The organism is Mycobacterium sp. Root265 (assembly GCF_001428895.1).
GTDB lineage: Bacteria > Actinomycetota > Actinomycetes > Mycobacteriales > Mycobacteriaceae > Mycobacterium.
In genome coordinates, this window is sequence record NZ_LMJA01000030.1 from 452,701 (window position 1) to 473,868 (window position 21,168).

21 protein-coding genes are annotated in these 21,168 nt (G+C 68.1%); 6 read left to right on the forward strand and 15 right to left on the reverse strand.

The features are described from left to right. The first annotated feature begins 42 nt into the window (after positions 1-42). On the forward strand, positions 43-795 hold the full coding sequence (locus ASE48_RS24605; RefSeq protein WP_057169769.1) for an SHOCT domain-containing protein: 753 nt from the start codon (positions 43-45) through the stop codon (positions 793-795). Here the strand turns inward: ASE48_RS24605 and ASE48_RS24610 are convergent. The 5 genes from ASE48_RS24610 to ASE48_RS24630 form a co-directional block, all read right to left on the reverse strand. Further along, positions 781-2,142 carry a styrene monooxygenase/indole monooxygenase family protein gene (locus ASE48_RS24610; protein WP_057169770.1) on the reverse strand — a complete coding sequence of 454 codons (1,362 nt, stop codon included), beginning with the start codon at positions 2,140-2,142 and terminating at the stop codon, positions 781-783. The two genes, ASE48_RS24605 and ASE48_RS24610, sit on opposite strands and share 15 nt — an antisense overlap. Positions 2,143-2,208: 66 nt before the next feature. Further along, positions 2,209-3,345 (reverse strand): glycosyl hydrolase, encoded by a 1,137-nt coding sequence (locus ASE48_RS24615; RefSeq protein WP_057169771.1) that lies wholly within the window; start codon positions 3,343-3,345, stop codon positions 2,209-2,211. A 26-nt stretch (positions 3,346-3,371) separates the two neighbouring features. Beyond that, positions 3,372-4,229 (reverse strand): DUF7161 family protein, encoded by an 858-nt coding sequence (locus ASE48_RS24620; protein WP_057169772.1) that lies wholly within the window; start codon positions 4,227-4,229, stop codon positions 3,372-3,374. A gap of 3 nt (positions 4,230-4,232) precedes the next feature. Beyond that, positions 4,233-4,856: an MBL fold metallo-hydrolase gene (locus ASE48_RS24625; RefSeq protein ID WP_057169773.1), complete on the reverse strand. Its 624-nt coding sequence runs from the start codon at positions 4,854-4,856 to the stop codon at positions 4,233-4,235. Beyond that, positions 4,856-5,941 carry an S-(hydroxymethyl)mycothiol dehydrogenase gene (locus ASE48_RS24630; RefSeq protein WP_057169774.1) on the reverse strand — a complete coding sequence of 362 codons (1,086 nt, stop codon included), beginning with the start codon at positions 5,939-5,941 and terminating at the stop codon, positions 4,856-4,858. The genes ASE48_RS24625 and ASE48_RS24630 overlap by 1 nt, the downstream gene beginning before the upstream one ends. Positions 5,942-6,157: 216 nt before the next feature. Here ASE48_RS24630 and ASE48_RS24635 point away from each other — a divergent pair, with 216 nt between their 5' ends. Next, positions 6,158-6,982, forward strand: a complete 825-nt coding sequence (locus tag ASE48_RS24635) for a serine hydrolase domain-containing protein (RefSeq protein ID WP_057169775.1) — start codon at positions 6,158-6,160, stop codon at positions 6,980-6,982. 110 nt (positions 6,983-7,092) lie between these two features. Next, positions 7,093-7,605 carry a DUF3145 domain-containing protein gene (locus ASE48_RS24640; protein WP_057169776.1) on the forward strand — a complete coding sequence of 171 codons (513 nt, stop codon included), beginning with the start codon at positions 7,093-7,095 and terminating at the stop codon, positions 7,603-7,605. Here the strand turns inward: ASE48_RS24640 and ASE48_RS24645 are convergent. From ASE48_RS24645 to ASE48_RS24655, 3 genes are read right to left on the reverse strand one after another with little or no spacing between them, the layout of a single operon-like run. Beyond that, positions 7,602-7,889 carry a DUF1905 domain-containing protein gene (locus ASE48_RS24645; protein ID WP_156409349.1) on the reverse strand — a complete coding sequence of 96 codons (288 nt, stop codon included), beginning with the start codon at positions 7,887-7,889 and terminating at the stop codon, positions 7,602-7,604. The genes ASE48_RS24640 and ASE48_RS24645 overlap by 4 nt on opposite strands. A gap of 28 nt (positions 7,890-7,917) precedes the next feature. Further along, a complete protein-coding gene (locus tag ASE48_RS24650) occupies positions 7,918-8,808 on the reverse strand; it encodes a diacylglycerol kinase (RefSeq protein WP_057170017.1) in 891 nt (296 codons plus the stop codon). Further along, positions 8,808-10,376 carry an FAD-binding oxidoreductase gene (locus ASE48_RS24655; protein WP_156409376.1) on the reverse strand — a complete coding sequence of 523 codons (1,569 nt, stop codon included), beginning with the start codon at positions 10,374-10,376 and terminating at the stop codon, positions 8,808-8,810. Before ASE48_RS24655 ends, ASE48_RS24650 begins: the two co-directional genes overlap by 1 nt. 50 nt (positions 10,377-10,426) lie before the next feature. Here ASE48_RS24655 and ASE48_RS24660 point away from each other — a divergent pair, with 50 nt between their 5' ends. Together ASE48_RS24660 and ASE48_RS24665 are read left to right on the forward strand one after the other, a co-directional pair. After that, on the forward strand, positions 10,427-11,002 hold the full coding sequence (locus tag ASE48_RS24660; RefSeq protein WP_057170018.1) for a TetR/AcrR family transcriptional regulator: 576 nt from the start codon (positions 10,427-10,429) through the stop codon (positions 11,000-11,002). Beyond that, positions 10,999-12,534: a glycerol-3-phosphate dehydrogenase/oxidase gene (locus tag ASE48_RS24665; protein WP_057169778.1), complete on the forward strand. Its 1,536-nt coding sequence runs from the start codon at positions 10,999-11,001 to the stop codon at positions 12,532-12,534. Before ASE48_RS24660 ends, ASE48_RS24665 begins: the two co-directional genes overlap by 4 nt. A gap of 3 nt (positions 12,535-12,537) precedes the next feature. On the opposite strand, the gene ASE48_RS24670 is transcribed toward ASE48_RS24665, so the two are convergent. Then, positions 12,538-13,317 (reverse strand): SDR family oxidoreductase, encoded by a 780-nt coding sequence (locus tag ASE48_RS24670; RefSeq protein WP_057169779.1) that lies wholly within the window; start codon positions 13,315-13,317, stop codon positions 12,538-12,540. 144 nt (positions 13,318-13,461) lie between these two features. On the opposite strand from ASE48_RS24670, the gene ASE48_RS24675 reads away from it, so the two are divergent. Beyond that, positions 13,462-14,268: a helix-turn-helix transcriptional regulator gene (locus ASE48_RS24675; protein ID WP_235571452.1), complete on the forward strand. Its 807-nt coding sequence runs from the start codon at positions 13,462-13,464 to the stop codon at positions 14,266-14,268. Positions 14,269-14,353: 85 nt separating this feature from the next. Here ASE48_RS24675 and ASE48_RS24680 read toward each other — a convergent pair whose 3' ends face one another. From ASE48_RS24680 to ASE48_RS24705, 6 genes are all read right to left on the reverse strand, one after another. Further along, complete coding sequence (locus ASE48_RS24680) at positions 14,354-15,775, reverse strand: acyl-CoA carboxylase subunit beta (protein ID WP_057169780.1); 1,422 nt, start codon at positions 15,773-15,775, stop codon at positions 14,354-14,356. Positions 15,776-15,828: 53 nt separating this feature from the next. After that, positions 15,829-17,082, reverse strand: a complete 1,254-nt coding sequence (kasB, locus tag ASE48_RS24685) for a 3-oxoacyl-ACP synthase KasB (protein ID WP_057169781.1) — start codon at positions 17,080-17,082, stop codon at positions 15,829-15,831. A gap of 67 nt (positions 17,083-17,149) precedes the next feature. Further along, positions 17,150-18,400, reverse strand: a complete 1,251-nt coding sequence (gene kasA, locus ASE48_RS24690) for a 3-oxoacyl-ACP synthase KasA (protein ID WP_057169782.1) — start codon at positions 18,398-18,400, stop codon at positions 17,150-17,152. Continuing rightward, on the reverse strand, positions 18,397-18,690 hold the full coding sequence (acpM, locus tag ASE48_RS24695; protein WP_057169783.1) for a meromycolate extension acyl carrier protein AcpM: 294 nt from the start codon (positions 18,688-18,690) through the stop codon (positions 18,397-18,399). The genes kasA and acpM overlap by 4 nt, the downstream gene beginning before the upstream one ends. 76 nt (positions 18,691-18,766) lie before the next feature. Next, positions 18,767-19,675, reverse strand: coding sequence for an ACP S-malonyltransferase (locus ASE48_RS24700; protein WP_082614398.1), 909 nt, complete (start codon positions 19,673-19,675; stop codon positions 18,767-18,769). A 145-nt stretch (positions 19,676-19,820) separates the two neighbouring features. Continuing rightward, positions 19,821-21,107: a PucR family transcriptional regulator gene (locus tag ASE48_RS24705; RefSeq protein WP_057169785.1), complete on the reverse strand. Its 1,287-nt coding sequence runs from the start codon at positions 21,105-21,107 to the stop codon at positions 19,821-19,823. Positions 21,108-21,168 lie beyond the last annotated feature (61 nt).

Genomic DNA, 21,168 nt, shown 5'->3' on the forward strand with positions numbered 1-21,168 from the left:
GGTACGCGCCGTCGAAGCGGCCGTCGTGCCAGACTTCCAGCCATGAGTCCAGCTACTGTGCCGCGCCTGCTCACCATCCTGGCGGTGGTGACCATGGTGGTGGCCGGGATCGGGTTCGTGGCGTCGCTGATTCTCAACGCGTTCGTCTTCGACAAGTACAACGCCTACGGCGAGGTGCCGATCCCCGGTGCCGAGCAGCTGCAGCTGCCCGCCGGTGAGGTGATCATCAGCTTTCACACCCAGATCATCGGCAGCACCAGCGGTGGTGGCCTGCCGATACCGGATCTGCAGATGGGCATCGACCCGCCGGCCGGTGTTCCCGAGCCGGTGATCACCGAAAGCATCGGCGGCACAACCACGGTGAACAACGATGCCCGGGTCCGGGTGTGGGTGGCCCAGGTCGCCGAGGACGGCAGGTATCGGATCCGTACGGACGGCAACGTCGGCGCCTATCTCAGCCCGCGCCTCGCCTTCGGTCACGGCAGCCATTGGGGCGCCCTGCCCTGGTGGTGCGCGGCGGTGTTCGGGCTCGCCGTCGTCGACCTGATCATCGCGAGGATCTGGGCTGCCAAGGTGCGCCGCGCGCCGCGCCAGGTGCCCACCGGACCGCCGCCGCCGACCTTCCATCTCGGCGACCCACCGGCCGTGTCCTACCAGCCGGCGTCCGCGTACATCCCGACCGAGGACGGTATCCGCATCGAGCAGCTGAAAACGCTGGCCGCCCTGCGTGATTGCGGTGCGCTGACCGACGCCGAGTTCGACGCCGAGAAGCGCAGGCTGCTAGGCGGCGGGTGAGAGCAGCCGGGACCGCTCGAAGCGTCCTGCCGGCTCGAACCGGGCCAGCACCTCATCGGCCGGTTCGCCGGCGAACTCGGTGATCAGGGCCTTGGCGGCTTCCACCGAGGTCACCGCCTCGAACGGGCGCGGATCGTCGAGCAGCCCGAACAGCTTGCCCGCGAACCGCGGGCTGCCGCTGGCGGCGGCGAAGTACAGGTTGCCGTATTCGGCGAAGTCCGGATCGGCCAGGAACAGCTGGGTCACCCGCTGGGCGGCGCGACCGCGCCGGTCGTAGAAGTCCTCGAACGCCGCCGTCAGCCAGGCCGTGTCGAACGGTCCGTCGTGTGCGGCGGCCGTGCGCACCAGCGCGGCGGCGTGGATCAGCCCACCCTGGGCGCCTTGACCGGCGATCGGATCGTAGGAGATTGCGGTGTCGCCCAGCGCGGCGACGGGGTGCCCTCCGGCGGTGTGCCCGACCCCGTGCCGCACCACCTGGGTGACGGCCCCGGTGAGCCAGGAATGCGGGTCCTCCTCGATGACCTGGAGCCTGCTGACCTCGGGTAGGTCCCAGTCGATGTAGTCGCGGTGCAGTCCGGTCGCGATCTCCAGGGCGGTCGTTGCGTCGGTTACGGTGGAGAATCGGCGCGCGAAGTCGCTGCCCGGGTGGGCCCACCCCAGGAACGCCCAGCTCGGGCCGGCGTCCTTGTGCAGGTAAGGGCCCCAGAAGGTTTCGCCCTGGCCGGCCACCACGGTGAAGGCGTGGTGTTGCCCGCCCGCGGTGCTGCGATGGGCGAACACGTCGGTCCCGTGGCCGAGCCCGGTGACCGAGAAGGCCAGCAGGCTGCGCTGCGGCTTGTCGTACACGGTGCGGGCGGTGTCGACGGGGAACAGCGCGGACAGCCCGCCGCGGCCGGTGGCCACCAGCGTCAGATCGGCCTTGGCGGCGATCGCGTCGAGGCGTGCCGGGTCCACCGCCTCCGCCACGAAATGTCCGCCGCGCTGCTGGAACAGGCTCAGCCGGTCGTCGGCCTTCAGTCGGGTGTCCACCGCGACACCGCGGGCTCCGTCGAACCAGCCGTCGAAGGCGATCGCCTCGGTGGCACCGTCGAGTACCCGCACGCTCTGCCCGGTGGACAGCGGCGCCGTGGCGAGATAGGTGTTGAGCCCGAGGCTCTCTTCGGCGCGCTGCGCCTCGCCGAAGATCAGCGCGGTGCCGGTCGCCGGCACGTCGTCACGCAGGGCGGCCTGGTCACGTTCGCTGTAGATGGTGACATCAAACCCGTTGTCCAGCAATCCCAGTGCCGCCGTCACGCCGGTCTGCCCGGCGCCGATGATCGCGGCGGTGCGTCCGCTCGATGTCGTCATGGCTGTTGACTATCGGCGCAGCGCCGGGCCGCGGGTAGGTACTGGCTCAGCGTGATCGCAAAGCCGTCAGTTCGGCGCGGTGCCGACGAGCCTCATCAGCGGGTCGGTGGGCCCGATGTCCAGCGTGCATTCCCGGGGACGCGGGTCCGGGACGAAGGCCCAGAACATCGCACCCGCCGTGCCCTGCCTGCGCATTTCGGTGAAGGCGTCGCGCAGCACCCGTTCCCGCTCGTCCAGCGATCCGCAGGATCCGGCCTCCATCCCGATCTCGGTGATCAGCAGTGGCTTGTTCAGTTTCTGGGCCTGCTGCGCGCGCCGCGCGAGCCCGTCGAACACGTTCCCCGGCAGGTAGTCGATGCCGTGGTAGAAGTGGTACTCCAGCACGTCGACCCCGGGTGAGGCGTTCACGTATTCGAAGGCCTCGCCGGCCGAGCCGCACTGACCGCCGCCGGCGTGACCACTGAAAATCGGTGTGCCGGGGTCGAGTTCGCGGATTCGGGCGCCGGTGGCGTCGTAGAACGCGCGCAGTACCTTCGCCGAGTCGGGGTGACAGTAGCGCCGGGTCCAGTCGCACTGAGGATCGCGGCAGTCCGACGGTTCGGGTTCACCGACGGCCGTCCAGCCGGCCAGCGCCGGTGAGCCGGCCCAGCGCTGCACAGCGGTGTCCATCCAGGCCTGGAAGGACATCGGCAGGCCGGGTGCGATCTCGGTGTGCCAGCCACCGGCGTACCACTGGTAGTCCTTGAAGGAGTCTCCTTCGCAGCTGCCTTCGTTGCTGGAGAGCACCGCGATGAGCAATTGGCCGTGGCGTTCGGCGGCGCGGACCACGGCGTCCAGGGCGCTGAAGTCGAGTTGCCCGGTGTGCTTGTTCACCGCGAGGCTGGAGAACGCGTTGAACCGGGTCAGCGAATGTGGTTGCAGCTGATTGAAATACGTGTCGAGGTCCACCTGAGCGCCGCACCCGGCGTTCACCGCCCAGTCGGTGGCCAGCTGGTAGGCGTTGATACCGATCGGCCACCAGGGTTGACCGTCCAGGGTCAGGGAGGTCCCGGAGACCCCGAGATCCGGGATCTCCGGTGCGGGTGCGGCCGTGGTCCTCGCCGGTGCCGGCTCCGGGTGGTCCGGTAGCGGAGTCGCGCACGCGACAGCGGCGATCATCATGGCCAGGCACATGACCATGGTGAGCAGCCGCCGCCCCGACATGGGGCAGAGCCTAGTACCCGGCGGCCTCAGTGCACGCCCAACAGACGGGCGTCGACGGAAACGATGTCGGAGCCCTCGCCCGGCAGCCGGACCGCGAGGTTGCCGTCCGCGTCGACGCGGTTGCCGACGATGACCACGAACGGGGTGCCCACCGGCAGGCCGCGGGCGGCGACACCCGAGGCGTCGGCGGGATGGTCGGTCAGCAGGACGGCCCGTTTCCTGGCCAGATGCTTGCGATCGGGGGACGGGGGCGCGGCCGCCGGCGCCCCGGGCGGTGGCAGCCAACGATCCTCGTGCCGCCCGGCGCGGCACTGTGCGGCGAAGGCGAGCGCCGCCTCGGGGTCATCGGAGAACAGGTCGTACATCGCGACGTCGATGCCGTGGTATTCGCGATACTCACCGTCGCGCTGCGGCATCGGGGTTCTCAGATACCGGCGGCCGCTGGAGCGTTCGATGCCGAGTTCGATGACGAGACCGCCGTCGCGGACTTCGTGCACTGTGTCGAAGGTGTAGACCGCCGGTGCGGGCACCGCCTCCGGACTGCTGTCGGCGTCGGTGCCGTGCAGTCGCAGCCCCAGCCGCACCAACCCGAAGGCCACAGCGGCCACCGACGCGCCCAGTGCCGTGCCCGCGGCGAACGCGACCAGCGGGTAGTAGAACGTGTAACCGTCTGCCCGCCAGGCGGATACGACGGCCACCACATAGACGGCGACCGCCGAGGCCGGTATACCGACGACGGCCAGGGCCACGCCTACCATCGCGATGCCGGGTGCCCCGCTGTCGCTGAGCATGACGCTCATGGCGCCGGCGTACACCGCCAGGCCCACCCAGCCGAGCAGCACGACGAACAGCAGGATCGTCGCGACGGCGTCAACGGTGTGCATTGCTCAGTGGCCGCGCGCCACCCATTCGTCGTAGTGCACGATCTCGCCGCCGATGGTGGTGGTGTCGCCGTGGCCGGTGTAGACGATGGTCTCTGCGGGCAGGGTGCCCAGCTTGGTGGAGATGGAGTCCAGGATGGTCGGGAAGTCCGAGTAGGAGCGCCCGGTGGCTCCGGGCCCGCCCTGGAACAGGGTGTCCCCGGAGACGACCGCGTTCAGTTCGGGGATCGACCAGCAGACCGAGCCCGGCGAGTGTCCGGGAGTGTGCAGGGCGTGCAGTTCGATACCGCCGGCGGTGAGGACCAGACCGTCCTCGACGCTGCGGAATTCGGCTTCGGGGTGCACGACGCGCCAGAGCATCTCGTCGGCCGGGTGCAGGAAGACCGGGGCGTCGAGGGCGGTGGCGAGTTCGGGGGCGACGGTGATGTGGTCGTTGTGCCCGTGGGTGCAGATGACCGCGACGACATTGCGTCCCGCGACCGCCTCGATGATGGGGGCCGAGGTGTGGGCGGCGTCGAAGACGATGACATCCTTGTCGTCGCCGACCAGCCAGATGTTGTTGTCGACGTCCCAGCTGCCGCCGTCGAGTTCGAAGGTGCCGCTGGTGACCACGCGCTGCACGTTGCCCATCAGAGCACCACGACCGATCGCAGTACCTCGCCGGCGTGCATCTTGTGGAACGCCTCCTCGACCTGGTCCAGAGCGATGCGTTCGGAGACGAACTTCTCCAGCGGCAGCCGGCCCTGCAGGTAAAGGCTGATCAGGGTGGGGAAGTCGCGCTCGGGCAGGCAGTCGCCGTACCAGGAGGACTTCAGCGAGCCGCCTCGGGAGAAGAAGTCGACCAGCGGCATCTCCAGCTTCATGTCCGGGGTCGGCACCCCGACCAGGACCACGGTGCCTGCCAGGTCGCGGGCGTAGAACGCCTGCTTCCAGGTCTCGGGGCGCCCGACCGCGTCGATCACCACGTCCGCGCCGAATCCGTCGGTGAGGTCCTGAATGGTCTCGATCGGGTCGAGGTCTTTGGCGTTGATGGTGTGGGTCGCGCCGAATTCGCGGGCCACCTGCAGTTTGCGGTCGTCGACGTCGACGGCGATGATGCGCCGCGCGCCGACCAGGGCGGCACCGGCGATGGCGGCGTCCCCGACGCCACCGCAGCCGATCACCGCGACGGTGTCATCGCGGTTGATGTTTCCGGTGTTGACCGCCGCGCCCAGGCCGGCCATCACACCGCAGCCCAACAGGCCGGCCACCGCCGGGTCCGCGGACGGGTCGACCTTGGTGCACTGGCCCTCGTGCACCAGGGTCTTGTCGGCGAAGGCGCCGATGCCCAGCGCGGGGGACAGCTCGGTGCCGTCGGTCAGCGTCATCTTCTGGGTGGCGTTGAAGGTGTCGAAGCACAGGTGCGGGCGGCCGCGCTTGCAGGCCCGGCACTCACCGCACACCGCGCGCCAGTTCAGGATGACGAAGTCGCCGACCTCGACGTGGGTGACACCCTCGCCGATGGTCTCCACGATGCCGGCGGCCTCGTGCCCGAGCAGGAACGGGTACTCGTCGTTGATGCCGCCCTCGCGGTAGGTCAGATCGGTATGACAGACACCGCAGGCCTGGATCGCCACGACGACCTCGCCGGGACCCGGATCGGGGATGACGATGTCGACCAATTCGACGGGCTGACCTTTGGACCGGGAGATGACGCCGCGCACCGTCTGACTCATGCCTAGCTGAACCTTTCGTATGGAGGGATGCCGCCGGGCGTGCTGCCGCGCCGCCCGCATGTTTACTATCAGTAGTTTGAGTTGCTCGTGAGTAAACGTACTACAGGAGTCGCGGGGCTCACTGACTCATGCCTATAACCTAATACGCGCATCCGAGATCTGTCAGACAGGTGTCCAGTTTCGGGCATAAGCCCACGCAAGTAGGCTCGGGCGCCTATGAGCGCACTCGACGTCCTGGCCGACTGGCCGGTCCCGGCCGCCGCCGCCGCGGTCATCGCACCCTCCGGTGTCCTCGCGACCCATGGTGACACCGCCCGCCCGTTCCGGCTGGCTTCGGTCACCAAGCCGCTCGTTGCCCGCGCCGCACAGGTCGCGGTGGAGGAGGGCGCCTTCGAACTGGACACACCCGCAGGCCCGCCCGGTGCGACGGTGCGTCACCTGCTGGCGCACGCGTCGGGGGTGTCGATGCACACCGATCAGGTGCTCGCCGCTCCAGGGACCCGGCGCATCTACTCCAACTACGGCTTCACTCTGCTGGCCGAAGCGCTGCAGAGTGCGGCCGAAATCGAGTTCGGCCACTACCTGCGGGAGGCCGTGTTCGAACCGCTCGGGATGGCGGCGTCGACGCTGGCCGGCGGCGCGGCGGCAGCCGGCTATGGCGGCGAGTCCTCGGTCGAGGATCTGGCGCGTTTCGCCGCGGATCTGCTGCGCCCGGCGCTGGTGACGCCCCAGCTGCACACCGAGGCGACGACCGTGCAGTTTCCCGGTCTGAACGGGGTGCTGCCGGGGTTCGGATCGCAGCGCCCGAACGACTGGGGGCTGGGGTTCGAGATCCGGGCTGAGAAATCGCCGCACTGGACCGGGACGTCCAACTCGGCCCGGACCTACGGCCACTTCGGCCAGTCCGGCACGTTCCTGTGGGTGGATCCTGCCGCTGAGCTGGCCTTTGTGGTACTCACCGACCGGGACTTCGGGGAGTGGACGTATCCGCTGTGGCCGGCCATCTCTGATGGAGTCCTGAGAGAATTCGGCGCACACTAGCGCAACACGCGTCCCACGGGGCACAATAGACACGCGCGAAACAGCTGCACAGTTCGGTAACGCCAGGTCGTTGGGGAAGACGTCCCTAGTGGAGCCGAAGGAGCAGATGTATGCGTGCGTCGAACCAGTTCGCCGAGGCGACAACTGGCGTGGTCTACGTTCACGCCTCGCCCGCGGCGGTATGCCCACATGTCGAGTGGGCTCTTTCGTCGACCCTGTCGGCGCGGGCGAACCTCAAGTGGACGCCCCAACCCGCCATGCCCGGACAGCTGCGAGCCGTCACCAACTGGGTGGGCCCGGTGGGTACCGGCGCGCAGTTGGCCAACGCCTTGCGGTCGTGGTCGGTGCTGCGCTTCGAGGTGACCGAGGATCCCAGTGAGGGCGTGGACGGACACCGCTGGTGCCACACCCCGCAACTCGGTCTGTGGAGCGGCGCGATGAGCGCCAACGGGGACGTGATGGTCGGCGAGCAGCGGCTGCGTTCCCTGATGGCCTCCGGCGCCGACGCGCTGGCCGCCGATCTGGACTCGGTGCTCGGCACGGCCTGGGACGAATCGCTGGAGCCCTACCGCGGCGGTGGCGACACCGGCGAGGTCACCTGGCTGAACAGGGGCGTCGGCTAACCCCCGACGCTCAGCCGCACCCGCACGGTGTCGCCGTCGTCGATACCTTCGGGCCGGCGCAGCGCCACCTTCAGCGGCACCAGGTACACATCGTCTTTCGGGATCAGCGATGTCGTCACCTCGGTGGCACCGATGCCCACCCGGGCCGGGATGACGCCCCACCCGTAAGTCAGCTCACCGAGGTGCGCGCGCAGGAAATCGTCGACCTCGGGCGGCGTCTCGACGAAGAAATGAAGAAATAGGGTGCCGGGCGGTGCCTTTCTGAGCCAACTGGAACACCGCACCGTCGAACTCCCAGTCCACGGCTCGATGCTAGGGCGTGAGGATCTTCAGCGCGCCCGGTACCGCGGTCACGGTGACGGGCAGCGGGCACACGTACTCGCCGTCGGCATAGGCGTTGATGCCCGGGCAGTCGACGGTGATCGTCGTCGCCCGCGCCGTGCGCACCTCGTCGAGATCGACATGGGTGCCCTTGAACACGGTGGGGAACAGCCGGATCAGCCTGGTCCGTGACGCCGAGGCCACCATCGTCGCGTCGAGCAGGCCGTCCCGCGGGTCCGCGCCCGGACAGATCTTCATGCCCCCGCCGTAGCTCCTGGTGTTGCCGAACGCGGCCAGGGTGAGCTCGGTGACGAGTTCCTCACCACCGTCGAATGACAGCCGGAACGGCAGCAGCCGCAGCTTCGAGATCTCGGCCACCATGGCCAGGTTGTAGCGCATCCGGCCGTGCGGCCAGGTCATCCGGTTGGTGCGGTCGGTGACCAGCGAATCGAACCCGGCGGCCATCACGGTGCCGAACCAGCGGTCGGTGCCGTCGGCACCGGAGATTCGGCCCAGGTCGATCTCGCTGATGTTGCCATCGGCGATCACGTCGGCGGCGGCCGCGGGATCCTTTGCCGGGATACCGAACTCGCGGGCGTGGTCGTTGCCGGTGCCCGCCGGGACGATGCCCAGCGGGATCTCGGTCTGGGCGAGCACCTGCAACGCCAGCGAGATGATGCCGTCACCGCCGACGACGACGAGCGCGTCCATACCGCGTTCCAGCGCGCCCTCGACGAGCTGGCGCGCATGTGCGGAGTCACGGCCCGCGATGGCCACCACATCGACGCCACGCCGGTGCAGCTGTGTGATGGCCCGCTCCGCGGCGTGCGGTGCGCTGCCGTGCCCCGACGCCGGGTTGGTCAGGACGGTGACCCGGTTGATCACGGAATCAGCTTGCCGGGGTTGAGGATCCCGGCCGGATCCAGGGTCGACTTGACCGATCGCAGGATCTCCACGCCGAGATCGCCGATCTCGGCCTGCATCCACGGCCGGTGATCGGCGCCGACGGCGTGGTGGTGGGTGATGGTGGCCCCGGTGCGCACCATGGCGTCCGAGGCGGCGGCCTTGGCGCGGCGCCACTGCTCGATCGGGTCACCCTGCTGGGCGGCGACGACGGTGAAGTACAGCGACGCTCCGGTGGGGTACACATGCGAAATATGGCACATCACCAGTGCCTGCCCGAGTGACTCGGACAACGCCGCGGTGACGGCGGCCTTGAGCGCGGGGATGTTGGACCAGTTGGTCGCGGTTTCCAGGGTTTCGCACAGTGCGCCGGCCGCCAGCAGCGAATCCCGCAGGTACGGAGCGCCGAAGCGGCCGTGTTCCCACCCCTTGGCCGGTGCTTCACCCAGGGAGGTGGCGCCGTTGGCCCGCAGCAGCGCGGCGGTCTCGGCGTGGCGGCTCTCGGTGTGGGCCGCGGTCCCCTCGAACACGGTGATAGCCAGGCAGCCGCCGGTGATGGTCTGCTCGCCGATGCTCTCGGTGGTCGCCAGGTTGACGCCGGTTTCGGCCTCGTCGGAGAGCCGGAGCACCGTCGGGCCGGTGCCGGTCTGGATGACGGCACGCAAAGCGGCTGCGCCGGTGGCGAAATCGGGGAACGACCAGGCCTCGTAGCGGGTGGACTCGGACACCGGGTGCACCCGGACCCGCACCCTGGTGATGATGCCGAACACGCCCTCGGAGCCGACGATGAGCTGGCGCAGATCGGGGCCGGCCGCCGAGGCCGGCGCGCGGCCCAGGTCGAGCACGCCGGCCGGTGTCACCACGCGCAGCCCGCGGACCATGTCGTCGAATCTGCCGTAGCCGGCGGAATCCTGTCCCGAGGACCGGGTGGCGGCGAACCCGCCGATGGTGGCGAACTGGAAACTCTGCGGGAAATGCCCGAGTGAGAAGCCTTGTGCGCCGAGCAGTTCCTCGGCGCGGGGGCCGGTGACGCCGGCGCCGAGTTCGGCCTCGCCGGATTCCGCGTCGAGGCTGTGCAGTGCGTCCAACCGTCGCAGGTCCAGCGAGATGACCGAGGCGAATCCGCCACGTTCGGGGTCGACGCCGCCGACCACGGTGGTGCCGCCGCCGAACGGGACGACGGCGATCCGGCGCTCGGAACAGACGCGCAGCAGTTCGACGATGTCATCCTCCCCGCCGGGAAGCAGCACCGCATCCGGAGCATCCTGCACACCGGTATCCTTGCGGCGCAACAGGTCCGGGGTGGACTTGCCACCGGCCCGCAGCAGCCTGCTGGTGTCGTCGGTGCGGCAGAACTGGTCTCCGACAACGGCTTCCAGCGCTGCGCGGTCCGCGTCGGTCAGTGCCGAGGGGCGCACCCGGACCTCGGTGATCGCCAGTTCGGGGGTGGCCGGGCCGTCGATACCCAGCGCCTGCTGCAGGAGCGCCTTGATGCCGTCGGAGAGTGGCTTGGCGGCCCGCGGGTCTCCCCAGGCATTCCACTTCATCGGGGGTTGCAGGGCGGCATCAACGGGCGTCATGCGTTACAGTATTACATATCATGTCAATCAGTAACGATGAGTCGCTCGGCGATCGGATCCTCGATGCCGCCGCTGCCTGCGTGCTCGCCTACGGCATCGACCGGGTCACTCTGGCCGAGATCGCCCGTCGCGCCGGCGTCAGCCGCCCGACGGTCTACCGGCGCTGGCCGGACACGCCATCGATCCTGGCCGCCCTGCTCACCTCCAGGGTGACCCGCGTACTCGACGACGCCGGTGACCGCGAGGTCGGCCGGGAGGCGCTGGTCGCCCGCATCGTCGCGGTCGCCGAACGCCTGCAGCACGACGAGATCGTGATGTCGGTGCTGCACAGCGCCCCCGAACTGGCGATGGTCTACATCGCCGAACGGCTGGGCACCAGCCAACAGATCCTCATCGATGCCACCGCCGGTCAGATCGAACTGGCCCAGGAGCACGGCAGCGTGCGTGCCGGCGATCCACGCCGGCTGGCCGCGATGTGCCTGCTCATCACCCAGTCGACCGTGCAGTCCGCGCAGATGGTCGAGCCCATCCTGGGCGCCGCCGATCTGGCCGCCGAACTCGCCCACGCCCTGAACGGATACCTGCAGCCATGAACCCTGCACCCATCGAGGACAGCGCCCTCAACCGCGAGCGCCGCAGCACCGAACTCACTGCCCTCGCAGACGGCGGGCCCGTCGATGTCCTGGTCATCGGCGGCGGGATCACCGGCACCGGCATCGCCCTCGACGCAGCGACCCGCGGGCTGCGGGTAGTCCTGGTGGAGAAACACGATCTGGCGTTCGGCACCAGCCGCTGGAGTTCCAAACTCGTGCACGGCGGGCTGCGCTACCTGGCCACCGGCAATGTCGGCATCGCCCGCCGCAGCGCCATCGAACGCGGAATCCTGATGACCCGCAACGCACCTCACCTGGTATCCGCCATGCCGCAGCTGGTTCCGTTGCTACCCGGTATGAACCGGGCCTCCCGCGCTCTGGTCCGGGTCGGGTTCGTGGCCGGCGACGGGCTACGCCGATTGGCGGGGACCTCGGTCAAGACGCTCCCGCGGTCACGCCGGGTCGATGCCGCCCGCGCGGTGGAGCTGGCGCCGACGGTGCGCCGTGACGGACTCGACGGCGCCTTCCTGGCCTACGACGGTCAGCTGATCGATGACGCCCGGTTGGTCACCGCGGTGGCCCGCACCGCCGCCCAACACGGAGCCACGGTGTTGACCCGGGTTTCCGCCCATGGCGCCCAGGGTGATTCGGTTCGCCTGGTCGACGAGCTCACCGGTGAATCGGTGGACGTGCGCGCCCGCGCGGTGATCAACGCCTCCGGTGTGTGGGCGGGGGAGGTGGACCCGTCGATCCGGCTGCGGCCCAGCCGTGGCACCCACCTGGTCTTCGACGCGGCCACCTTCGGCAATCCCACTGCGGCACTGACCATCCCGATACCGGGGGAGCTCAACCGGTTCGTCTTCGCGATGCCCGAGCAGTTGGGCCGGGTGTACCTGGGCCTGACCGACGAGGACGCACCCGGGCCGATTCCCGATGTGCCGCAACCGACGCAGGCCGAGGTGTCCTTCCTGCTCGACACCGTGAACACCGCACTGGACACCGCGCTGACGCAGGCCGATGTCCGTGGGTCCTACGCCGGGCTGCGGCCGCTCATCGAATCCGGCGGGCACACCGCCGACGTGTCCCGTGAGCACGCGGTGACCGAATCACCCCACGGCGTGATCAGCGTGATCGGCGGCAAGCTCACCGAATACCGCTACATGGCCGAGGACGTGGTGGACCGCGCGGTGGCGCTGCGCGGGCTGGCCGCCACCGAATGCCGCACCCGCAACCTGCCGTTGGTGGGTGCGCCCGCCAATCCGGTCGCCACCCCCCGGGCGCCGTCGGACATGCCGTCCTCACTGGTGGCGCGCTACGGCGCCGAGGCCCCCAACGTCATCGCCCGGGCCACCTGCGACCGGCCCACCGAGCCGGTCGCCGAGGGAATCGATGTCATCCGCGCCGAATTCGAGTACGCGGTGACCCATGAAGGCGCGTTGAGCGCCGAGGACATCCTGGACCGCCGCACCCGGATCGGCCTGGTGGCCGACGACCGCGGGCGTGCCGAAGCCGCGGCCGCGGAATTCGTCTGAGCGCTACTTGGTCGTATAGCCGCCATTGGCCAGAATGGTCTGGCCGGTGATCCACCAGCCCTCGCCGACCAGGAAGCGTACTAGCGGAACGATATCGGCCGGATCGGTCAGACCCGTCGAGGTGAACTTCGACAGGTCGGCAGCATTCTGGTTGTACTCGGCCGACTCTGTGCTTTCCTGACCGTAGAAGAACGGTGTCTCCATCGGACCCGGCGCAATGGCTGTCACTGAGATACCGCGTGGGCCGAATTCCTTGGACGCTGCCCGTGTGAAGTGCTCCACGGGGGCCTTTGATCCGGCGTAGATGGAATACAGGCCGGTGAAGGCGCCGAGCAGGGATGTAACAACGGTCGTGAGCTTCCCGCCGTCCGCCAAGTGTTTGCCAGCCTCCTGCATGAAGAAGAACGCCGTCTTGGCGTTGATGGCGAAGATCTTATCGAAATCGTCCTCGGCGATATCCCCGAACGGCTTCTTGATCACCATGCCGGTGGTGTTGATGGCGATATCAACGCTGCCCATCGCGCCTTTGGCATCGGTCCACAACTGGGTGACCGCTGCCGCGGTGGTCAGGTCGCCCTGGAGCAGAAACGCCTCCGCGCCAAGGGCCCGCACAGCAGCGGCGGTCTCGTGGGCGGCTGCTCTGCTGCCCTCGCTGTTGTAATGCACGGCAACCGCCGTGGCGCCCTGCTCGGCCAGGTCACGGGAGATCAGGCCCCCCAGATTCTTCGCACCGCCGGCGATCAGCACATTCTTACCCGCGATGGTGCGGCCCGGACTTGTCATCGACCCTCCTGAATTGTTTGCCCGAGGCTAAGGCCGTGGAGGTGCCGGACGCCTTCGAAAAAACTATGGTGGTTGCGGAAAACATCCACCGGGGGAGAGTTCATGCGGGTTTGGCAGGGGGAACGACCCAGGACGCCGCGAACGGTGCTCGCCCGCCGTGGTCTCGCGGCCCAGGGCATGAACTTTTCCTTTGTATCCGAACGCATAGCGACGCCCACCGACTGGTGCTTTTCCGAGGGACACCATGTGCTGGTCGTGCATCGTGACGGCCGGCTGAAATCGATGGAGAGTGAGTTCACCTCCGGCCCGACCGGGCGGATTCTGCCGCGCGTCGGCGACGTATGGGTGATACCGGCTGACCACCGATACGCGGCACTGGCCACTGGCGATACCGTGGGATTTTGTGAAATTGCTCTTCCCGCAACAGCTTTGCCGAGCAGGCAGTTGACGCCTCGAATAGGGCAGCTCGACCCGTTCCTGCACCGATTGACCGACAGGCTCGCCGGGTTGGCCGATCGTCACGATGCGATGTCGCGCCTGATGCGGGACAGCATCGCCGAGACTGTCCGGCTGCACATCGTCGACAGCTACACCGCAGAAGGCGCCTGCGCCCGATCGCCGCGAGATCTGGATGCCTCGACAAAAAATGCGTTGGTCGAGCATCTGGAGACAAGTCTTGACGCCGACATCACCCTGGCGTCGATGGCCGACTTCGCGGAAATGGCTCCCGCCGACTTCATCCGCGCATTCGCGGCTGCCTTCGGCACCACACCGCACCAGTACCTGATCGAACGCCGCATCAACCGGGCCAAGACGCTGCTTTCGGCCAGCGTCGCGTCGATCACCGAGATCAGCATGAGCGTCGGCTTCTCAACGCCGAGCCATTTCGCGACGACGTTCAAACAGCGGGTCGGTGTGACACCGTCGGCCTACCGGGCCGCCGCGGGCTAGGCACGTCTGAAACGCCGAAACTGTATTCCAGAAGGCGAATGACGAGTGAGGGCCTTCTGGAATACAGTTTCGCGGGAAATACGGGTTACAGCGGGATGTTCTTGTGGCGGCCGCGTCGTGCGGGCGCCTCGGCCAGCGCCTGGGTGATCACGCTGCGGGTGTGGGCGGGATCGATCTTCGCGTCCACCACGCCGATCTCGATGGCGCTGTCCACGCCACCGGCGATCCGCTCGTGCTCGGCGGCCAGCTCCTCGTGCAGGGCCTCGCGCTCGTCGTCGGCGGCGGCGGCCAACTTGCGCTTGTGCAGGATGCCGACCGCGGCCTTGGCGCCCATGACGGCGACCTCGGCGTCCGGCCAGGCGAAGACCTTGGTGGCACCGAGTGACCGCGAGTTCATCGCGATGTAGGCACCGCCGTAGATCTTGCGGGTGACCAGCGTGACGCGCGGAACGGTGGCCTCACCGAACGCGTGCAGCAGCTTCGCGCCGCGGCGCACCACGCCGCCCCACTCCTGGTCCACACCGGGCAGGTAGCCCGGGACGTCGACGACGACGACCAGCGGGATGCCGAACGCGTCGCACAGGCGCACGAAGCGCGCCGACTTCTCGGCGCTCTCGGAGTTCAGGCAGCCGCCGAGGCGCAGCGGGTTGTTGGCGATGACGCCGACGGTGCGACCGGCCAGCCGGCCCAGGCCGACCACGATGGACGGCGCCCAGCGGGACTGGAACTCCTCGAAGTGGGTGTCCTTGTCCAGCAGTGCCTCGACGATCGGGTGCACGTCGTAGGCGCGGCGCGCGGACTCGGGCATCAGGGCCTTGAGGTCGGTGTCGCCGGCCTCGGCCTTGCTGCGGTCGAAGTGACCCTGCTGGCAGAACAGCCCGACGAGGCGGCGGCCGCGCTCGTAGGCGTCGAGCTCGCCATCGGCGACGATATGGCAGACACCGGACTTCTTGTGGTGGGCTTCCGGGCCGCCGAGGGACACCATGTCGACGTCCTCGCCGGTCACGCTGCGCACCACATCGGGCCCGGTGACGAAGACCTTGCTGTCCGGCGCCATCACGATGACATCGGTCAGCGCGGGGCCGTAGGCGGCGCCACCGGCGGCGAAGCCGACGACGATCGAGATCTGCGGGACATACCCGGAGGCACGGATCATGGCCTCGAAGACCAGTCCGACCGCGTGCAGGGCCTTGACGCCCTCGGCCAGGCGCGCGCCACCGGAGTGCCAGATGCCGACGATCGGGCTCTGCTCCTCGATGGCGACGTCATAGGCGTTGACGATGTGCGCGCAACCCTCGACGCCCATCGCGCCACCCATGACGGTGCCGTCGGTGCAGAACGCGACGGTCTTCACGCCGTTGACGGTGCCGGAGGCGGCCAGCACACCGGACTTGTCACGCTCGTGCAGCACGGACACGCTGCCGTCGTCGAAGAACATCTTCAACCGGAGCAGTGGGTCGCGCGGGTCGAGCGACTCAGCTGCTGCCTCGGGAGCCATAGTGGTCATCCAGTCCTCCTCATTACGCGTCGGAATGGTGACCGGCGCCTTCGGTACTTCTGTCAGTACTTTCCGAAGGTGAGCGCCACATTGTGCCCACCGAATCCGAACGAGTTGTTGATCGCGTACTTGTAGTCACCGGTACGGGGCTCGCCAGCCACCACGTCCAGGTCGATCTCGGGATCCAGATTCTTAAGGTTAAGCGTCGGGGGGATGATCCCGTCGCGCAAGGCGAACACTGTGAGAATGGACTCCACTGCGCCGACAGCGCCCACGGAGTGACCCAGCGCCGACTTCGGCGCGTACACCGCGGGCTTGTGGCCCTTCATCGCGTTGTTGATCGCCACGCCCTCGGCGACGTCACCGACACTGGTGCCGGTCGCGTGGGCGTTGATGTGGTCGATATCGCTGGGCTGCAGGCCGGCGAGCTGGATGGACCGCGACATCGCGTAGCCGGCCTGCTCGCCGTTGGGGTCCGGCGCCACGATGTGGAACCCGTCGGAGGTGACGCTGGCACCCATGATGCGGGCCAGGATGTTGGCACCGCGCGCCTTGGCGTGCTCTTCGGTCTCGATGACCATCATCGCGCCGCCCTCGCCGAACACGAAACCGTTGCGGTCCCGGTCGAACGGCCGGCAGGCGCCGGCCGGGTCATCGTTGGTGTTGGAGAGCACGATGCGCATCTGGGCGAAGCCTGCGATCGGCACCGCTTCGATCTTCGTCTCGACACCACCGCAGATGGCGATGTCGGCCTCGCCGAGCACGATGTTGCGCCAGGCGTTGGCGATGCCCTCCGAACCCGATGCGCAGGCTGAGATGACGGTGCTGACACCGGCTTTGGCCTTGCGTTCGAGTCCGACGGCAGCGGCCGCGCCGTTGGGCATGTACATCTGCACCACCAACGGTGAGACCGCCCGCAGGCCCTTGGCCCGCATGCCGTCGTAGGCGAAGACGAGTTCCTCGGCCGATCCCAGACCGGTGCCGATGGAGACCATCAGACGCTTGGGGTCGACTTCGGGGGAGCCTGCGTTCTCCCATACCCGACGGCCGATGACCGTCGACATCTTCTGCAGATAGGACAGGCGACGCAGTTCGACCCGGTTCAGCTCGCTGTCGAAGTCCTCGAGCAGATGGCCGCCGATGCGTACCGGCAGGTCGTACATCTCGATGAAATCGTCTTCGAGTGTCCGGATGCCGCTTTCACCCGCCAGCAGCTTCTTCCACGTCGTATCTGCGTCGGTCGCCAACGCGGTCGTCATGGCTACGCCAGTGACGACCACGTTGGGAAGACCGTTCCCCGTTGAGAGCCCAGTCACGCTGTTCCCCACCTCTTACTGCCACATTCCTGCCGAGGACTCTCCTCTGAATCCCCGGTAACGATCCTCAGTAACGTCCGAACGCCAATGCCACATTGTGGCCACCGAAACCGAACGAGTTGTTGATGGCGTACTGGTAGTCGCCATAACGAGGCTCGCCCGCAACAACATCGAGATCGATCTCAGGATCGGGGGTCTCGTAGTTGAGGGTCGGCGGGATGACACCGTCACGCAGCGCCAGCACCGTCAGGATCGACTCCAGGGCGCCGACGGCACCGATCGAGTGACCCAGTGCCGACTTCGGCGCGTACACCGCGGCGTGGTCCACTCCGGCGACGCGCAGTGCATTTGCCTCTGCGGTGTCACCGATCGGGGTTGCCGTGGCGTGTGCGTTGACGTGGCTGATGTCCTTGGGGGACAGCCCCGCGGTTTCCATCGCGCGCTTCATCGCCTGGCCGGCCCGAAGACCGTCCGGTGACGGAGCGACCATGTGGAACGCATCGGAGGTGATACCGGCACCCATGATGCGGGCCAGCGGCTTGGCGCCACGGGCCAGGGCGTGCTCCTCGGTCTCGATGACCATGAGCGCACCGGCTTCGCCGAACACGAAACCGTCCCGGTCCTTGTCGAACGGCCGCGAGGCCGCCGTCGGATCACCGTTGCGGGTCGACATCGCACGCATCATCGAGAACGCGGCGATGGGCAGCGCCTCGATGGCGCCTTCGACGCCACCGCAGACCGCGATATCGGCGTCACCCATGACGATCTGTCGCCATGCGTGGGCGATGCCCTCGGAACCCGACGAACACGCCGACACCGGTGTGATGACACCGGCGCGGGCCCCGAGTTCGAGGCCGACCACGGCGGCTGCACCGTTCGGCATGACCATCTGAACGGCGAGCGGGGACACCTTGCGGGGCCCGCCCTCGTTCATCGCGTCATACATCTCGACGATCTTCTCGCCGCCACCGAGACCGGTGCCGATCACGACCGCAAAGCGGTCGGGATCGACCTCCGGACGTCCGATGCTGTCCCACAGCTGATTGCCGAGGTACTTCGACATGCGCTGCACGTAGGACATGCGGCGGTGTTCCAGCCGCGACATCAGCGGATCGAGGGGCTCCGCGAGGTGGCCACCGATCTTGACTGCCAGATCCCACTTCTCGACGAAATCGTCCTCGAGAATGCGGATGCCGCTTTCGCCTGCCAACAAGCCCTTCCACGTGCTCTCGATGTCCGGCGCGAGCGCAGTGGTCGCCGTGACGGCGGTCACGACGACGTTAGGGAAACCGCCATTAGCAGTGGAAGGACGTGTCACTGTGCGAACTTCTCGCGCAGTGCGGCGGCAGCCTCGGGGTTCTCTTCTTCCAGCTTCTGGATGTAGGAGACGACGTCACCGACGGTGCGCAGGCCGGCCAGATCCTCATCGGGGATCTTCACGCCGTACTTGTCCTCGGTCTGCACGGCGATCTCCACCATCGACAGCGAGTCGATGTCCAGGTCGTCGACGAAGGACTTCTCCATCGTGACCTCGGAGGGCTCGATGCCGGTGACCTCTTCGATGATCTCGGCGAGGCCGGCGATGATTTCTTCTTGGTTGGCCACAATGGCTCCTTCTTGTTACGGCACTCCGGCTGTCGGAGTGAGGTTGTACGTCTTGGTGTTCGGGCAGTGCTACCCGGACTCAGATCTCGGCGAGTCCGTCCAGGTCTGACGGGGCCTTCACCGCATGTGTCGGTGTGCCCTTCAGTTCTCGTTTGGCGATACCGACCAGGGTTCCCGCGGGCGGGAATTCCACGATGGCCGACACCTCCAGGCCGCGCAGCGTCTCGTTGCACAGATCCCAGCGCACTGGCCGGGTCATCTGGGCGACGAGCTTGGTCATCGCGTCGGCCGCCGAAGCGACCGGCTTGCCGTCGGCGTTGGACAGCAGGGTCGCGGTGGGCTCGTTGGTGGCCACCGTGGCGGCCGCCGCGGCGTAACCCTCGGCCGCGGGAGCCATGTAGCGGGTGTGGAACGCTCCTGCGGTGGCCAGCACCCGGACCCGGGCCTTGGCCGGCGGATCCTCGGCGAGCTTCTCCAGTGCCGCGACCGCTCCGGCGGCGACGATCTGGCCGGCGGCGTTGCGGTTGGCGGGGATGAGGTCCAGGGACTCCAGGCGGGCCAGCACCTCGGCCTCTTCACCACCGAGCACCGCGGCCATACCGGTCGGCTCCAGGGCGCAGGCCTTGGCCATTTCCGCACCGCGGGTGGCGGCCAGCTTCACCGCGTCATCGGCGGAGATGACGCCGGCGATGGCGTAGGCCGCGATCTCGCCGACCGAATGCCCGGCAACGGCGGCATCCTTATCGGCGATGAGGCCACGCTTGGTCAGTTCTTCGTGTGCCAGCAGGGTGGCGGCCACCACGAGCGGCTGGGTCACCGCGGTATCGGTGATCTCCTCGGCGGTGGCGGTGGTGCCCAGGCGCGCCAGGTCCAGTCCGGCGATCTCCGACCACGCGCTCAGTCGGTCCGCCGCACCGGGCAGCTCCAACCACGCGGTGAGCATGCCGGGGGTCTGAGAGCCCTGTCCGGGAGCAAGCAGAGCAAGCACAGTCTTTTGGGGCACGGATTAAGAAAACACTGTGAGAGCCTCTCAGCGCGGTGTAAGAGATTATGAACCTTGTCTTATTCTTTTGTGGAGTTTCCACAAAAGCGCACGTGAAGCGACCGGGCCGAGACCGGACCGCGATCTGGACTCATGGGGTGTATCCGCCCCAGCGGGTGATCTGTTGTCCGTTTGACGCCGCGGAATAGCCGTTTGGCGAGCTGAAGTGGCTTGCGTCACCTTTGAGCCGTCCCACCGTCGCGGCGACCCGCAGGATGTACGCATCGCGGGGGACGGTCGGATCCCGTCCGGTGAAATCGGTGATTCGCTTGAGGCGATAGCGCACGGTGTTTGGATGAACCGTCAATTTGCGGGCGCACGCCTCGATGGCCCCACCGGAATCGAGGTAGGCGTCCAGCGTCTTGGTGAGCGCGGGGTCGGCGTCGGCCAGGGGGCGCATCACCTCGGTGGCCAGCACGGCGATCGCGTGTGGGTCGCCGAGCAGCGCGCGCTCGGGCAGCAGTTCGCGGGACGAGACCGGACGCGGCGCGCCGCTCCAGCCTGCGACGGCGTTCATCCCGGCGATGGCTTCGGCGGCGCTGCGGTGGGCCGCGCCCAGTGTCGGCACGGTGGGTCCGATGACGACCGGGCCGTCGCCGAAGACGTTCATCAGCTCGGCAAGGAACCGTTCGGTCGGTGACAGCCCACCGGTGACGATGGTGACCAGCCAGGTGCCGTGCACATCCGACAGGGCGGCGCGACCGCACTTCCTGGCCGCGGCGTGCACGTCATCACCGGCCTGCTCGATCCGATCGGAGCGTGGCAGCCCGACGATGACGGTGGCCGGTGCGGTCGCGTCCCAGTTCAGTGCCGCCGCCTGGGACTGCAGCGCGGGTCCCATGTCCCCGCGGACCACGGCGTCGACCAGGTTGGCCTCCATCCGGGTGTCCCAGGCGCCGCGTGCCTCGGCCTGGTCGGCGTAGGCGGTGGCGGCGGCGAACGCCAGGTCGCGGCTGTAGCGCAGGATGCCCGCGGTCAGCGCCGTCAACTGCTCCTCGTTGCGGGCCAGCAGCGGCACGACTTCCTCGAAGTACTCCATGGTGACGCGCACCATCTCCACCGACTGACGCAGTGCGACACGACGGCGCAGATCCTGAGGCACCACTTCGAAGGCCTGGGCGGTGTAGCCGACGTCGCTGTTGGGATCGCGCATCCATTCGACGAAGTTGATCACCGCGGTCTGCACGACCAGCTGCACGCTGGCGCGCTGGGAGGCCTCCAGGTCGGCGAAGAACGGCAGCCGGGTCTCCAGGGCGTGGACCGCCTCGGTCGCCAACCTGCCGGAGTACTGCTTGAGGCGGCGCAGCGCCGACTCGGGGACGCTCTGCAGCACTTCCAGCGTCGACGCCGGAGGCGGGGCGAACCGATTGTCGGGCATCCCCAAAAGATACGCCTGCTTTTTGTATGGATCCGTTTGTCAGGGGTTGTGGGAGCGTCAG

What these genes read in the sequence shown, in the direction of transcription:
- ASE48_RS24605 (WP_057169769.1), top strand. Translation starts at nt 43, where the DNA reads ATGAGTCCAGCTACTGTGCCGCGCCTGCTCACCATCCTGGCGGTGGTG.
- ASE48_RS24620 (WP_057169772.1), bottom strand. Translation starts at nt 4,229, where the DNA reads ATGCACACCGTTGACGCCGTCGCGACGATCCTGCTGTTCGTCGTGCTG.
- ASE48_RS24680 (WP_057169780.1), bottom strand. Translation starts at nt 15,775, where the DNA reads ATGACCACTATGGCTCCCGAGGCAGCAGCTGAGTCGCTCGACCCGCGC.
- ASE48_RS24670 (WP_057169779.1), bottom strand. Translation starts at nt 13,317, where the DNA reads ATGACAAGTCCGGGCCGCACCATCGCGGGTAAGAATGTGCTGATCGCC.
- ASE48_RS24640 (WP_057169776.1), top strand. Translation starts at nt 7,093, where the DNA reads ATGCGTGCGTCGAACCAGTTCGCCGAGGCGACAACTGGCGTGGTCTAC.
- ASE48_RS24655 (WP_156409376.1), bottom strand. Translation starts at nt 10,376, where the DNA reads ATGAAGTGGAATGCCTGGGGAGACCCGCGGGCCGCCAAGCCACTCTCC.
- ASE48_RS24635 (WP_057169775.1), top strand. Translation starts at nt 6,158, where the DNA reads ATGAGCGCACTCGACGTCCTGGCCGACTGGCCGGTCCCGGCCGCCGCC.
- ASE48_RS24610 (WP_057169770.1), bottom strand. Translation starts at nt 2,142, where the DNA reads ATGACGACATCGAGCGGACGCACCGCCGCGATCATCGGCGCCGGGCAG.
- ASE48_RS24615 (WP_057169771.1), bottom strand. Translation starts at nt 3,345, where the DNA reads ATGTCGGGGCGGCGGCTGCTCACCATGGTCATGTGCCTGGCCATGATG.
- ASE48_RS24630 (WP_057169774.1), bottom strand. Translation starts at nt 5,941, where the DNA reads ATGAGTCAGACGGTGCGCGGCGTCATCTCCCGGTCCAAAGGTCAGCCC.
- ASE48_RS24705 (WP_057169785.1), bottom strand. Translation starts at nt 21,107, where the DNA reads ATGCCCGACAATCGGTTCGCCCCGCCTCCGGCGTCGACGCTGGAAGTG.
- ASE48_RS24625 (WP_057169773.1), bottom strand. Translation starts at nt 4,856, where the DNA reads ATGGGCAACGTGCAGCGCGTGGTCACCAGCGGCACCTTCGAACTCGAC.
- ASE48_RS24665 (WP_057169778.1), top strand. Translation starts at nt 10,999, where the DNA reads ATGAACCCTGCACCCATCGAGGACAGCGCCCTCAACCGCGAGCGCCGC.